This is a genomic window from Amycolatopsis kentuckyensis (assembly GCF_041679295.1).
GTDB lineage: Bacteria > Actinomycetota > Actinomycetes > Mycobacteriales > Pseudonocardiaceae > Amycolatopsis > Amycolatopsis kentuckyensis_A.
Genome location: NZ_JBGDMD010000015.1, coordinates 169,331 through 183,002 on the forward strand (window position 1 = coordinate 169,331; position 13,672 = coordinate 183,002).

The 13,672-nt window shown below is 69.9% G+C and carries 13 protein-coding genes; 5 read left to right on the forward strand and 8 right to left on the reverse strand.

Annotated features, from left to right (window positions below; all coding sequences use genetic code 11):
* Positions 1-89: 89 nt before the first annotated feature.
* Positions 90-1,184: an adenosine deaminase gene (locus ACERZO_RS45085; RefSeq protein WP_372672128.1), complete on the reverse strand. Its 1,095-nt coding sequence runs from the start codon at positions 1,182-1,184 to the stop codon at positions 90-92.
* Between the two features lie 213 nt (positions 1,185-1,397).
* Between ACERZO_RS45085 and ACERZO_RS45090 the strand changes: the two genes are divergently transcribed.
* The gene (locus ACERZO_RS45090) at positions 1,398-2,489 is read left to right on the forward strand and encodes a PA containing protein (RefSeq protein ID WP_372672129.1); all 1,092 of its coding nucleotides are present in this window, start codon (positions 1,398-1,400) and stop codon (positions 2,487-2,489) included.
* Positions 2,490-2,676: 187 nt separating this feature from the next.
* Positions 2,677-3,174 carry a hypothetical protein gene (locus ACERZO_RS45095; RefSeq protein ID WP_372672130.1) on the forward strand — a complete coding sequence of 166 codons (498 nt, stop codon included), beginning with the start codon at positions 2,677-2,679 and terminating at the stop codon, positions 3,172-3,174.
* On the opposite strand, the gene ACERZO_RS45100 is transcribed toward ACERZO_RS45095, so the two are convergent.
* From ACERZO_RS45100 to ACERZO_RS45130, 7 genes are all read right to left on the reverse strand, one after another.
* Complete coding sequence (locus tag ACERZO_RS45100) at positions 3,171-4,448, reverse strand: thymidine phosphorylase (protein ID WP_372672131.1); 1,278 nt, start codon at positions 4,446-4,448, stop codon at positions 3,171-3,173. The genes ACERZO_RS45095 and ACERZO_RS45100 overlap by 4 nt on opposite strands.
* On the reverse strand, positions 4,445-4,834 hold the full coding sequence (locus ACERZO_RS45105; RefSeq protein WP_372672132.1) for a cytidine deaminase: 390 nt from the start codon (positions 4,832-4,834) through the stop codon (positions 4,445-4,447). Before ACERZO_RS45105 ends, ACERZO_RS45100 begins: the two co-directional genes overlap by 4 nt.
* On the reverse strand, positions 4,834-6,066 hold the full coding sequence (locus ACERZO_RS45110) for an ABC transporter permease (RefSeq protein ID WP_372672152.1): 1,233 nt from the start codon (positions 6,064-6,066) through the stop codon (positions 4,834-4,836). The genes ACERZO_RS45105 and ACERZO_RS45110 overlap by 1 nt, the downstream gene beginning before the upstream one ends.
* 32 nt (positions 6,067-6,098) lie before the next feature.
* Positions 6,099-7,190, reverse strand: coding sequence for an ABC transporter permease (locus ACERZO_RS45115; RefSeq protein ID WP_372672133.1), 1,092 nt, complete (start codon positions 7,188-7,190; stop codon positions 6,099-6,101).
* A complete protein-coding gene (locus tag ACERZO_RS45120; protein ID WP_372672134.1) occupies positions 7,187-8,758 on the reverse strand; it encodes an ABC transporter ATP-binding protein in 1,572 nt (523 codons plus the stop codon). Before ACERZO_RS45120 ends, ACERZO_RS45115 begins: the two co-directional genes overlap by 4 nt.
* A gap of 78 nt (positions 8,759-8,836) precedes the next feature.
* Entirely contained in the window at positions 8,837-9,982 is a 1,146-nt protein-coding gene (locus ACERZO_RS45125; protein WP_372672135.1) for a BMP family lipoprotein, read from the reverse strand.
* A 319-nt stretch (positions 9,983-10,301) separates the two neighbouring features.
* Positions 10,302-12,293: an NPCBM/NEW2 domain-containing protein gene (locus ACERZO_RS45130; protein WP_372672136.1), complete on the reverse strand. Its 1,992-nt coding sequence runs from the start codon at positions 12,291-12,293 to the stop codon at positions 10,302-10,304.
* Between the two features lie 394 nt (positions 12,294-12,687).
* Here ACERZO_RS45130 and sdhC point away from each other — a divergent pair, with 394 nt between their 5' ends.
* The 3 genes from sdhC to ACERZO_RS45145 form a co-directional block, all read left to right on the forward strand.
* Positions 12,688-13,131, forward strand: coding sequence for a succinate dehydrogenase, cytochrome b556 subunit (sdhC, locus tag ACERZO_RS45135; protein WP_372672137.1), 444 nt, complete (start codon positions 12,688-12,690; stop codon positions 13,129-13,131).
* A gap of 1 nt (position 13,132) precedes the next feature.
* Positions 13,133-13,546, forward strand: coding sequence for a succinate dehydrogenase hydrophobic membrane anchor subunit (locus ACERZO_RS45140; protein ID WP_372672138.1), 414 nt, complete (start codon positions 13,133-13,135; stop codon positions 13,544-13,546).
* A gap of 18 nt (positions 13,547-13,564) precedes the next feature.
* Positions 13,565-13,672 (forward strand): FAD-binding protein (locus tag ACERZO_RS45145; protein WP_372662967.1); only part of this gene is annotated, 108 nt, incomplete at its 3' end.

A 13,672-nucleotide genomic window follows, 5' to 3' on the forward strand; every position in this document is an offset into this window, starting at 1 on the left:
TTCGTCACCGTCTCAATATCTGAGAACAACTTCCTATATGGTGAACGATAGTTGGCAAGGCTAAGGACCGCAAGCACCCAGCGGGGGGTTCAGCTCAGCGCGGCGTACCCGGGCTTGATGACGTCGTCGATCAGCGCGAGCCGGGCGTCGAAATCGATGAACGCGGATTTCATCGCGTTGATCGTGAACCAGCGGAAGTCGTCGAGGCCGTACCCGAAGGTCTCGTGCAGAGTGGTGAATTCGCTGGTCATCGTGCATCCGCTCATCAGCCGGTTGTCCGTGTTCACGGTCACCCGGAAGCGCAGCCGCTTGAGCAGGGCGAGCGGGTGCTCGGCGATCGAGCGCGCCGCGCCTGTTTGGACGTTCGACGTCGGGCAGATCTCCAGGGGGATGCGGCGGTCGCGGACGTACGCGGCCAACCGTCCAAGGTGGACCGTGCCGTCCGCGTCGGTCTTGATGTCCTCCACGATCCGCACGCCGTGCCCGAGCCGCTCGGCGCCGCAATGCTGAATCGCCTCCCAAATGGACGGCAGCCCGAACGCTTCGCCGGCGTGAATGGTGAAATGCGCATTGTTCTGCCGCAAATACTCGAAAGCGTCGAGATTGCGGGTCGGCGGGAATCCGTCTTCGGGTCCGGCGATGTCGAAGCCGGCGACGCCGGCGTCGCGGTAGCGGACGGCCAGGTTCGCGATCTCGAGGGCGCGGGCGTGCTGGCGCATCGCGCAGAGCAACGTCCCGACCCGGATGCTGCCGCCGTTCGCGGCCACCCGGCGTGCGCCCTCCGTGAACCCCGCCTGGACGGCCTCGACCACCGCATCGAGTGACAGACCGCGTTCGACGAACAACTCCGGTGCGTAGCGCACCTCGGCGTAGACGACGCCGTCGGCGGCCAGGTCCTCGACGGCCTCGGCGGCGACCCTGACCAGCGCTTCCTCCGTTTGCATCACGCCGCACGTGTGCGCGAACGTCTCGAGGTAGGAAACGAGTGAGCCGGAGTCGGCCGCCCGGCGGAACCAGGTGCCCAGCTCGGCCGGGTCGGTGGTGGGCAGACCGGCATAACCGGTGGCTTCGGCGAGCTCGGCGACGGTGGCCGGGCGGAGGCCGCCGTCCAGGTGGTCGTGCAGCAGGACCTTGGGCGCGCGGCGGAGCGTCTCGCTGGTCAGAACAGGGCTTTCGTCAGGCATCCCCCAACGGTAACCTCGTTGTCATTCCCCTACATGGCCGTAAGTCTCAGGCTCGGGCTAACCCTCAGCGTTGACGATCATGCGACGAATCGGCCATCCGGGGGCAGCCTCCGCAATAGGCTCTTCACGGGGGCCATACAGACAGCAATTTTTGCAATCGATAAGCTTCGTGGCACGTCCCTCCATTTCCCCGCCGACGAAGGACACACAGCAGTGACCACTGACAACCACATTGCCGCCCCGTCCTTCGACCGGATGCGCAACATGCTGGTGCGCGCGGCCGAAGTGCGTGAGAGCGAGCAGCAGCAGATCTTCGACGCGCTCGACGACATCTACGCCCGCCTCGCGCCGGTGGACTCGCTGGGCGCGGTCCGCAAGCGGCTGTCCGAGATGCCCGACCGCACCGAGGTCGGCGTCCTGGCCGAGCGCCTCGACGAGGCGATGTCCCGCCTCGAGGCCCAGGACAACGCGCTCGCCGCGCTGACCCGCGCGATCGAGGCCCTCCCGGACAAGCTCGCCAAGCCCTTCGCGCAGCTCGACGGCCGCCTCGACGGCGTCGCCGCGCGCTTCGAAGGCGTCGCCGGGCGGATGGACGGGCTCGAGGACAAGCTCCAGAACATCCACCGCCGGCTCGACGAGCTGGGCGGGCACCTCGACAAGCAGGACGGCAAGCTCGACTCGCTGCCGCAGTCGGTGCACGGCCCGGTCCGCGAGCGGATCGAGCAGGCCGAGTCGACGCTGCGCGAGCGCGTCGACACCGCCGACCACGAGCTGCGCGCGAAGGTCGACGAGCTGGACCGCGCCACCAAGGAGCGGATCGGCGCGAACACCGAGGCGCTCAAGACGGCGCTGACCGAGACCGGCGAGATGATCGACGCCTCGGACCGCCTGGAGAACCTGGGCAACCGGCTCGAGACGGTCACCACCCGCCTCGACGAGCTGGCCGGCCGCCTCGACAAGGTGGAGGACGGCTTCCTCTCCGGCATCGGCGACCTCGACGGCGCGCTCAAGAGCGGCCTGTCGAAGGTCGAGGACACGCTGGCCAAGCAGCCGGACTCCGACTCGGTGGACTCGCTGGTCCGCAAGAGCAACGACGAGAGCGTCCGCCGCATCGGCGGCCAGCTCGACGAGGCGATGGCGACGTTCGCGGAGCTGATGCTCGGCGGCGGCCCGACCGTCCAGCAGATCGCCCCGCCCCCGCCGGCCCCGCGCCAGCCGCGCCGCAGCTCCCGCAACGGCCGCGCCCCGAAGCCGGCCGACGCCAAGGCCAAGACGGGCGAAGGCTCGGAAGAAGCCACGGAGTAAGACCGCACGAAGAAGGCCCCCGCCGGCGAACCGGTGGGGGCCTTCTTCGTGCCCGGGAACGTTCGTAGTCACTCGACCGGGTGATCATCTTCGCGACGGTCATCACAGCCAAGCGGGCATTCCGGAAGACGTTCGCCGCCCGCCACCCGCGCCACCCTCGGAGGACCGATCAAGAGGGGGAACCGGGATGAAGCTCAAGAAGACCGTCGCCGTCGTGGCCGCCGCCGGGCTGGGGCTGCTCGGCCCCGGCGTCGCCGAAGCCGGCACGATCACCGTCACCTGGGGTTGCGGCACCTTCGGCGGCCCCGCCGGGATCAAGACCTTCGAGATCACCGTGACCGCGCCCGCGACCGCCGCCGCGGGGCAGTCCGTCACCGTGCACGCCGACGTCACCTTCGTGACGCCGTGGGGGTCCGCCGAGCCCGCCGGGAAGTACACCGGCCGGGTCGGGCTCGACCTCGGCGGGGCGGCGTCGGGCCACGTCGACGCCACCGGCCTGACCAACCCCGCGATCGACGCCGGCGCGCCGTTCCGGATGACCGGCGGCACCGCGCAGGTCACGCTGCCCGCCGCCGGCCCGGTCACCTTCGCGACGACGGGCTACGTCCAGTTCGCCCCGTCCGGGATGTGGTTCTCCTGCGGTGGCGGCGCGACGCCGGTCGCCGCCACCACGCAGGTGTCCTAGCCGCGCACGGTCTCCCGGACGATCGGTCCCGGCTCGGGTGCCTCGGCGGCGATCGAGAACCCGCCTTCGAGCGCCGCCAGCGCCGACGGGACCGCGTCCGGAGTGTCCGTGTGCAGCTCCAGCAGCGGCTCGCCCGCCGAGACGGCGTCGCCCGGCTTGGCCAGGCACAGCACGCCCGCCGCGGCCTGGACCGGGTCTTCCTTCCGCGCCCGGCCCGCACCCAGCCGCCAAGCCGCGACGCCCACCGCGTACGCGTCCAGCGACGCCAGCACGCCCGAAGCCGGGGCAACGACCGTGTGGACGTGGGACGGTGTCGGCAGCGGCGCCGAAGGGTCGCCGCCTTGGGCGGAGATCATCCGGCACCACGTCTCGTACGCCTCGCCCGAAGCCAGCACCGCCGCCGGGTCCGCCGAAATCCCGGCGAGGGCCAGCATCTCCCGCGCCAGCGCGAGGGTCAGCTCGACGACGTCCGCCGGCCCGCCGCCCTGGAGCACCGAAACCGACTCCGCGACCTCCACCGCGTTGCCGACCGCCCGGCCCAGCGGGACGTTCATGTCGGTCAGCAACGCCGTCGTCGGGACGCCGTGGTCGCGGCCGATCGACGTCAGCGTCGACGCCAGCTCACGCGCCTGGTCGAGGGACTTCATGAACGCGCCCGACCCGAACTTCACGTCCAGGACCAGCCCGGACGCCCCTTCGGCGATCTTCTTGCTCATGATCGAGCTGGCGATCAGCGGGATCGATTCCACAGTGGACGTGACGTCCCGCAGCGCGTACAGCTTCTTGTCCGCCGGCGCGAGCCCGGACGTCGCCGCGCAGACCACCGCGCCGACGTCCTCCAGCTGCGCCTGGATTTCAGAAGTGGACAGTGAGGCGCGCCAGCCGGGGATCGACTCCAGCTTGTCGAGCGTCCCGCCGGTGTGGCCGAGCCCGCGTCCGGACAGCTGCGGTACCGCCGCCCCGCACGCCGCCACCAGCGGCGCCAGCGGCAGCGTGATCTTGTCGCCGACCCCACCCGTCGAGTGCTTGTCGACCGTCGGCCGGGAGACGTCCAAAGACAGCCGCTCCCCCGACGCGATCATCGCGTGCGTCCACCGCGAGATTTCGGCGGAGTCCATGCCCCGCAAGAAGATCGCCATCGCCAGCGCCGACATCTGTTCCTCGGCGACCTCACCGCGGGTGTAGGCGTCGACGACCCAGTCGATCTGCTCGTCGGAAAGCGTGCCACCGTCCCGTTTCACGCGGATGACGTCGACCGCGGCGAACCCCGTCACGGCAGGTCGTCCGGGCCGAAGGCGTCCGGCAGGACGTCGGACATCGGCAGGATCCCGCTGGGCGTGTCCACCAGGCACGAAGACCCGCCCAGCTCGAACAGGATCTGCCGGCAGCGCCCGCACGGCATCAGCAGGTCACCGGCACCGCTGCGGCACGCGACGGCGACCAGGCGGCCGCCGCCCGACAGCCGCAGCTGGCCGGCCATCGTGCACTCCGCGCACAGCCCGAGCCCGTAGGAAGCGTTTTCGACGTTGCACCCGGTCACGACCCGGCCGTCGTCGACGATCCCGGCGACCCCGACGTGCAGGCCCGAATAGGGCGCGTACGCATGGGAAGCGGCCTCGATCGCCTGGGAACGCAGCGCGTCCCAGTCCACAGCAGACACTAGTCCTCACCCCGCCGGTACGGCTGCCCGTCGGCCTTCGGCGGCCGCAGCCGCTGCGAAGCCACCGCCAGCACGATCAGCGTCACGAAGTGCGCGGTGTACGGGATCAGGTCGGACGGCAGCGTGTCGTTCGCCCAGTAGATCGCGTACAGCACGCCCGCGCCGACGACGCCGAGCCCGGCCGCGATCCACTGCCGCCGGAACAGCTGCACGACGACGATCACCGCGACCAGGATCACCGCGCCGTACAGCAGCGCGAGCACCGCTTCGCCGCCGCCGGCCAGCTGCAGGCCGTCCGCGTAGCCGAACAGCGCCGCGCCGCCGAGCAGGCCGCCCGGCCGCCAGTTGCCGAAGATCATCGCCGCGAGACCGATGTACCCGCGGCCGTTCGTCTGGTTCTCCAGGTAGTCCGCGCCGCCGCGCAGCAGCACCAGGGACGCGCCACCCATCCCGGCGAACGCGCCGGAGATCACGACGGCGACGTACTTGTGCAGGTACACGTTGACGCCCAGGGACTCCGCCGCGACCGGGTTCTCGCCGCACGACCGCAGCCGCAGGCCGAACCGGGTCCGCCACAGCACCCAGAAGCTCACCGGGACGAGGATGATCGCGATCATCGTCAGCGGCGCCACCTCGGTGACCAGCCCGCGCAGGATGCCGGCGACGTCGGAGATCCCGACGCGCTGCTCCTTCTCCAGGTCGCCCAGCCAGTCCGAGAGGAACGTCGCCGAGTAGGTGTCGAACTTCGGCACCACCGGCGACTGCCGCGGGTTGCCGGAGATCGGCGCGAAGATCAGGTTCGCCAGGTACTTCGTGACGCCGAGGCCCAGCAGGTTGATCGCGACACCGGAGACGATGTGGTTGACGTTGAACGTCACCGTCGCGACCGCGTGCAGCAGCCCGCCCAGCGCGCCGAACGCGAGCGCGGCCAGCAGGCCCGACCACACACCGCCGTAGTAGGAACCCCAAGCGGCGCCCCAGGTCCCGAGGATCATCATGCCCTCGAGCCCGATGTTGACCACGCCCGCGCGTTCGGCCCAGAGGCCGCCGAGCGCGCAGAGCAGGATCGGCAGCGCCAGGCGCAACGCGGTCTGGGCGGTGTTGGACGACGTCAGCGCGGAGACGCCGGTGGAGTACGACGCCGTCGAGATGACGGCGATGGCGATCACGGCCCAGATGACCCCGCGCAGCCAGCCGGGGACCCGGCCCCGGCGCCGGCGCTGCACCGGCATCGTCGAGCCGGATTCGGGAGCGACGTCGGTGATCACACCGCACCCCCTTCGGCGACCGAGGAACCCTTGCGGCCGGCGAGCGCGCGGCCCACCCTCCGTTGTTCGGCCGCGAGGTCGGCCCGGCGCACGACCTCGTACGCCACGACGACCGAAAGCACGATGATGCCCTGCATGATCGTCGCGATCTCCTTGGACACGTTGATCTGCTCCAGCGACACCGCGGAGGTGTCGAGGAACGCCCACAGCAGCGCGCCGAGCGCGATGCCGCCGGGGTGGTTGCGGCCCAGCAGCGCGACCGCGATGCCGGTGAAGCCGTACATCTGGGTCGCGGTGATGCCGTAGCTGTAGTCGCGGCCGAGCAGCTCCGGCATGGCGACCAGGCCGGCCACGCCACCGGAGAGCAGCATCGCGATGAGCGTCATCTTCTTGGCGTTGACGCCACCGGCGGCCGCGGCCGTGGTGGATTCGCCGGACGCCTTCAGCTCGAAGCCGAACCGCGTGCGGTTGAGCATGAACCAGTAGGCCCCGCCGACGATGGCGGCGATGAAGACGAACCCGAACAACGTGCCGGAGCCGAGCGGGATGCCGGGGATCCGGCCCGACGGCTCGATCACGCGGGTGCCGATGTTGTTGCCCCGCTGCACGCCGAACTGGTCGGCGTTGATGAGGAACGCGATGATCCCGGCGACGATCGCGTTGAGCATGATCGTCGAGATGACCTCGCTGACCCCGCGGGTCACCTTGAGGATCGCCGGGACCGCCGCGTAGGCCATGCCCGCCACGACCGCGACCACCAGGATCGCGAGCACGTGGATGACCGGCGGCAGCTTCATCGCGCCGCCCGCGATGGCGGCGACGACGGCGGCGAAGCGGTATTGGCCCTCGACCCCGATGTTGAAGAGGTTCATCTGGAAGCCGATGGCGACCGCGAGCCCGGACAGGTAGTACACGGTCGCGAGGTTCACGGTGTCGACCGCGGTCGAGCCCTTGAACATCTGGCCGATCATCGTGCCGTACGCCTGCAGCGGGTCGGCACCGGAGATGATCAGCGCGATCGCCGACAGCAGCACGGCGAAGACGATCGCCAGCAGCGGTGGCAGCAGTTTGGTGCGCCAGGAAGTCACTCTTCTTCACCCTCCCCGGCGCCGGTCATCGCCGAGCCCAGTTCCTGCGGCGTCACGGTCGCGGGATCGGCCTCGGTGACGAGCCGCCCGCGCAGCATGACGCGGATCGTGTCCGACAGGCCGATCAGCTCGTCGAGGTCGGCGGAGATGAGCAGCACGGCGAGGCCGGCGGCCCGGGCCTGGCGGATGTTCTCCCAGATCAGCGCCTGCGCGCCGACGTCGACCCCGCGCGTCGGGTGCGACGCGATGAGCAGCACCGGTTCGCCCGACAGCTCGCGCCCGACGATCAGCTTCTGCTGGTTGCCGCCCGAGAGCGCCGCGGCCGGGACGTCGATGCCGGGCGTGCGGACGTCGTAGTCGCGCACGATCCGTTCGGTGTCCGCGCGGGCGCCCGCGATGTCGAGCAACTGTCCTTTGGAGACCGGTTCGCGGGTCTGGTACCCGAGCATCCGGTTGACCCACAACGGTTGCGTGAGCAGCAGGCTGTGCCGGGTGCGGTCCTCGGCGATGTAGCCGATGCCGGCCTCGCGCCGCGCCAGCGTGCCCGCCTTGGTGATGTCGCGCGCCTTGCCTTCGGCGTCGACCAGCTCGATGGTGCCGCCGGAGGGCTTGCGCATGCCCATGATCGTCTCGACGAGCTCGGTCTGGCCGTTGCCCTCGACACCGGCGACGCCGAGCACCTCGCCCGCGTGCACGGTGAAGGAGACGTCGTCGAGCGCGTTGCGGTCGGAGCCCTCGGCGCCGAGCGTCAGCCCGGTCAGCCGCAGCACGTCCCGGTCGGTGACCGTGGACTCGCGGGTCTCCGGGCTGGGCAGCTCCGAGCCGACCATCATCTCCGCGAGCTGGCGCGAGGTGATGGTCTTCGGGTCCGCGGTGCCGACGGTGGTGCCGCGCCGGATCACCGTGACGGTGTCGGCGATCGCGCGCACCTCGTCGAGCTTGTGCGAGATGAAGAGGAACGTGTAGCCGTCGGCCTTCATCTCCCGGACGGTCGCGAAGAGCGCGTCGACCTCCTGCGGCACGAGGACCGCGGTCGGCTCGTCCAGGATGATGATCTTCGCCCCGCGGTAGAGCACCTTGACGATCTCGACGCGCTGGCGGTCGGCGACGCCGAGCTCCTCCAGCAGCGTCTCCGGCTTGGCGTGCAGGCCGGTCCGCTCGGCGAGCTCGGCCAGCCGCGCGCGGGCGGCCCGGCCGATGCCGTGCAGGGCCTCGGCGCCGAGGAACACGTTCTCGCCGACCGTGAGGTTGTCGGCCAGCATGAAGTGCTGGTGCACCATGCCGATCCCGGCGCGGATGGCGTCCTGCGGGTTGCGCAGCTTCACCTCTTCGCCGTTGATCGCGATCGTGCCCTCGTCCGGCGGCTGCATGCCGTAGAGGATCTTCATCAGGGTGGACTTGCCGGCGCCGTTCTCGCCACAGATGGCGTGCACCTCGCCGGCGGCGACGGTGAGGTTGACGTCGGAGTTGGCCACCACACCCGGGAACCGTTTGGTGATCCCGGTCAGCTGGACGGCGGGCGCGCCCCGGTCGGGGACGGCCTCGGCCGGGGCCTCGGCAGTGCTCATGGGCGGGAGGATTCCATATCTCTGGAACGCGTGAGGGGCCCGGAGGGAAATTCCCTCCGAGCCCCGACGCGCAATGAGTTACTTCTGCGGCTTGTCCGAAACGGTGATCGCGCCCGAGATGATCTGGGCCTTGTACCCGTCGAGGACGTCCTTGATGTCGTCGACCTTGCCGCCGGAGGTGGCGTAGCCGACGCCGTCGACCTTGAGGTCGAACCGCTTCGGCAGGACGCTCAGGTCACCCTTGGCGACGGCCTGGATGTAGTCGAACACCGCGACGTCGACGCGCTTGAGCATGGACGTGATGATGACGTCCTTGTCGGCGGCGACGGTCTTCTGGTTGTACTGGTCGGAGTCGACGCCGATGGCCAGCGCGTTGCCCGCCTTCGCCGCGTCGAACACGCCCTTGCCCGAGGCGCCGGCGGCGTGGTAGATCACGTCCGCGCCCTTGGCGATCTCGGCCGCGGCCTTCGCGTTGCCCTTCGGCGGGTCCTGGAACCCGGAGAAGTCACCGGCCGGGGTGAGGTACTCGTCCTCGATCTTGATCTTGGACGAAACCGTCTTCGCGCCCTGTAGGAAGCCGGCCTCGAACTTCTGGATCAGCGGGGTGTTGACACCGCCGACGAAGCCGATGTGGCAGCTCTTGCTCTTGTACGCGGCGGCGACGCCGGCCAGGAACGAGCCCTGCTCCTCGGCGAACACCAGCGGCGTCACGTTCGGCAGCGTGATCGAGTCGTCGTCGACGATCGCGAACTTGGTGTTCGGGTACTTGGCGGCGACGGCCTTGACCGAGTCCGCGTAGGCGAACCCGACCGCGACGATCGGGTTCAGGCCCGAGGAGGCCATCTGGTCGAGGCGCTGCTGCTTGGCCGACTCGGCTTCGCTGGCGCTGGCGGTGCTCTCGTTGACCGTCGTGACGCCGAGCTCGCTCTTCGCCTTGTCGGTGCCCGCGGCGGCGGCGTCGTTGAACGACGCGTCACCCCGGCCGCCGACGTCGAAGGCCAGGCCGATCTTCAGCTGGCTGCCGTCGACCTTGCCACCGGCGGCGGCGGTGCTGCTCGACGCGGCGGGCGCCGCGGGCGGCTTCTGCGCGGTGACGCAGTCCGAGCCGGTGCCCGACGAGGCCGCGGTGTTGTTCGAGCTGTTACCACCGCCGGAGTCCTTGGCGCACCCGGCCAGGACGAGCACCCCGGCCATGGCCGCGGCGGCCAGCGCGGTTCCACGCATGCGACGCAACGTGTTTCTCCCTCCCCGCTGATCCAGCGGACGATCAGGGCACGACCCGGCCCACTGCCGGGTCGACCGCCAGACCGTACCCGCCGGACAGGAATGCGCCATAGGAAAGGCACGCTACGTAACACAAACGTTTACTCAGCAGTCTTGCGCGCGACGAACTGGACACCGAACGTGATCATCGACCCCGTTCGGCGCTACTTTCGGCGGGTGGCCGCGCTCTGGGCAGGCTTTATTGCCGCTTTGTGTCACTCAGTGTGCCGGGCCGGCCGAAGGTTGGGCCAGCCCGGTCACTCTGTGAGATGACGTCCGTTCAGGCGCAAGTGAGCCGTGCGGCGGCCCAGTCGGCGCGGTCGTAGGAGTTGCCGTCGCCGCCGTCGGTGACGACGAGCCGCAGGTACTGAGCCCCGTGCAGGTCGGCCGCCACGGGCAGCGCCGGGTCCTGCCAGGTCCGGACGCCGGTCGACGCCGCCTTCGCGCCATCGGCGTAGACCTCGAGCGTCGTCGAGCCCTGCTTGTTCGTCGCCTCGCGTTCGTCGTCCACCCCGACGTCGGCGCTGAACGCCGTGCAGCGGCCGCCCAGGTAGAAGACGACTTCGCTGGGCGCGTGCGCCCCGAGCCCCTTCGGGTAGCCGACGCCGTTGATCGTCAGCGGCTTGCCGTCGCCCGCCGGGATGCTGCCGTTGGACATGTCTCGCTCGACCGGGCCGTAGCCGTTCTTCTCCGCCGCCCAGCGCAGGTCGCTCGCCCAGGCCGGGGCCGTCGGCGGCGCCGACGGGACGGTCAGCTGCTGGGAACCGGCCCAGCTGCGCTGCCCGAAGCCGAGCGCCCGGTACGTGACGCCGCCGCGCAGGACCGCCGCCGTGCCTTCGGTGCCGGCCGGCGGGGTCACGCGCCAGCGCCCGGCCGCGGTGTCCCCGGTGCCCAGCACGAACTCCCGGGGCCGGGCCAGCTGCTCGACCCGCCAGCCGGCGGGCGCGGTGAGCGTGACGCGCGGGTCGAACACCGGGACGCGGGCCTCGTCGGTCGCGGACACCGTCACCTCGAAGGGTTTCCCGGCCGGCGTGATCTCCCCCGGCACGCCGGAGACGGGCGCGGCCAGCTCGAGGCCGGTGCTCACCAGGGGTTCGGCACGCAGCCACGCGCCACCCGCGTGGACCCGGTAGACGACCGTCGAGTGCGGCGGGACCACCGCGGAGAGCCGGCTGGCGGTCTGCAGGTCGCGGTGCGCCCAGAGGTCGCGGGCGGTGTAGCCGGCGGCCTTCGGGAGACCCACGGCGGCCGCGGTGGTGCCGATCGCGGCACTCGACGTCGTCTCGTTGAAGAGGGCGACCGCGACGTCACCGTTCGCGAGGGGCTTGGCGAAGACCCAGTGACCGTCCTGGTTGGACAGCACGCGCGCCTGGACCCCGCGCCGGTCCTGGTCGAGCGCGATGACCTCGGTGTTGCGCAGGACGTCGAAGTTCTCCGGCGACACCTTGCGCAGGTCGGCGCCGATGAGCAGCGGCGCGGCCATCATCGCCCACAGCGAGAAGTGCGACTTGTATTCGTCGGTCGTCATCCCGCCGTTGCCGACCTCGAGCATGTCGGGATCGTTCCAGTGGCCCGGCCCGGCGTATGGCGCGAGCGGCGCGTTCGCCTTGAGGATCTGGACGACCTTCGCCCAGTTGTCCTTGATGTCGCCGGTGGTCCGCCACAGGTGCCCGACGTCCGCGCCCCAGTTCCACGGCTTGTTCTCGCCCCACTCGCAGAGCGAGTACACGATCGGGCGGCCGGTCTTCTTCAGCGCGTCGCGCATCTTCGTGTAGCGCTCGAGCGCCGGCCGGCCCTGGTTGTTGCAGTTGTCGTACTTGAGGTAGTCGACGCCCCAGTCCGCGAACGTCTGCGCGTCGACGTCTTCGTGGTCCAGCGCGCCCGGCTGGGTCTTCGCGCAGGTCAGCGTGCCCGCGCTGGTGTAGATGCCGAACTTCAGGCCCTTCGAGTGGACGTAGTCGGCGAGCGCCTTGATCCCGCTGGGGAAGCGCGCCTTGTTCGCCTGCATCCGGCCGTCGGCGTCCCGCGCCGGCTCGGCCCAGCAGTCGTCGACATTCACGTACTGGTAACCGGCGGCCTTCAGTCCTTTGTCGACGAAGAGGTCGGCGGTGTCGCGGATGAGCTGCTCGTCGACGGCGCAGCCGGTCGTGTTCCAGTTGTTGAAGCCCATCGGTGGAGTCAGCGCCAGTCCGTCCGGCAGCGCTTGCGCGGGAGTGACCGCCACCACGGGCAGCAGCGCCGCGACGGCGATCACCAGGCCGAGTCGTCTCACCAGAACGTCACCCCATCGTGAAAGGTCCGATGTATGTGCGAGCGACAGTAAGAACAGTGCTCCGGCCGGTCAATGATTAACGGACTTCGCCAGCCTTTTGGCGTAGCGCATCAGATATCAGATTTCTCAGAGGTCCGACCTCAGCAGTTTCCGGTGATCGGGACCGCGGCGCCGCCGAGTGCGCTGCGCCACACCACCGGGTGGCGGTGCGCCGGTACCGGTGTCTGGTCCATCACAGACAGGAACCCGGAGGTGAGCCGGGTGCCGGGTGCGGGTCTAGCATCCGATTCATCCAGGCTCGATGACGTTGATCTCGGCACAGCCGCCGTTCCCGCGGCGACAGCGGACCTCACGGCCACCGGGCGCACAGTCAGACGTTGGAGGCCGTTCACCGATGTCCACCACGGCGAGCACTGCCACTGCGGCAGGCGCGAGCGATCGGGCGGGTGCCTCACGCCGGCAAGGGACCTTCTACCGGGGTGACCCCGGCATGTGGTCCTGGGTGCTGCACCGCATCACCGGCGTGCTCACATTCTTCTTCCTGTTCGTGCACGTGCTCGACACCGCGCTGGTGCGCGTGTCGCCGAACACGTACGACCAGGTCATCGAGACCTACAAGACGCCGATCGTGAACCTCCTGGAGGTCGGCCTGGTCGGCGCGGTCCTCTTCCACGCGCTGAACGGCATCCGCGTCATGCTGGTCGACTTCTGGTCGAAGGGCCCGAAGCTGCAGAAGGCGATGCTGTGGGTCATCGGCGTGGTCTGGGTCGTCGTGATGGTCCCCGGTGCGTTCTTCATGCTGAAGCGCACCGCCGAGACGCTCTTCGGGGGTAACTGACATGGCCGACCTCGCGCTCGCGAACCCCCGCACGCCCAAGCGCCCCGCCGCCCGCCGCAGCAACTTCGAGCTCTACAGCTGGCTGTTCATGCGGATCTCCGGCCTCGCGCTGATCATCCTGGTGCTCGGCCACCTGCTGATCATGAACATCCTCGACGGCGGCGTGCACCGGATCAACTGGGGCTTCGTCGCCGGCCGCTGGGCCTCGCCGTTCTGGCAGTTCTGGGACCTGGCCATGCTCTGGCTCGCCGAGATCCACGGCGGCAACGGCCTGCGCACCATCATCGACGACTACGCGCGCAAGGACAGCACGCGGTTCTGGCTGAAGATCCTGCTCTACGTCTCGATGGTGCTGATCCTGGCCGTCGGCACGATGGTGATCTTCACCTTCGACCCGAACATGCCCGCGAACTGACCCCGGAGACCTCCCACCATGCAGTTCCACAAGTACGACGTGGTGATCGTCGGCGCCGGCGGCGCCGGCATGCGCGCGGCCATCGAGTCCGGCCAGCGCGCCCGCACCGCGGTCCTCACCAAGCTC

Bases quoted from the DNA above. Each gene is read 5' to 3' on its own strand.
- ACERZO_RS45085 (WP_372672128.1), bottom strand. From the start codon at position 1,184: ATGCCTGACGAAAGCCCTGTTCTGACCAGCGAGACGCTCCGCCGCGCG.
- ACERZO_RS45095 (WP_372672130.1), top strand. From the start codon at position 2,677: ATGAAGCTCAAGAAGACCGTCGCCGTCGTGGCCGCCGCCGGGCTGGGG.
- ACERZO_RS45110 (WP_372672152.1), bottom strand. From the start codon at position 6,066: ATGCCGGTGCAGCGCCGGCGCCGGGGCCGGGTCCCCGGCTGGCTGCGC.
- ACERZO_RS45120 (WP_372672134.1), bottom strand. From the start codon at position 8,758: ATGAGCACTGCCGAGGCCCCGGCCGAGGCCGTCCCCGACCGGGGCGCG.
- ACERZO_RS45125 (WP_372672135.1), bottom strand. From the start codon at position 9,982: ATGCGTGGAACCGCGCTGGCCGCCGCGGCCATGGCCGGGGTGCTCGTC.
- sdhC (WP_372672137.1), top strand. From the start codon at position 12,688: ATGTCCACCACGGCGAGCACTGCCACTGCGGCAGGCGCGAGCGATCGG.
- ACERZO_RS45140 (WP_372672138.1), top strand. From the start codon at position 13,133: ATGGCCGACCTCGCGCTCGCGAACCCCCGCACGCCCAAGCGCCCCGCC.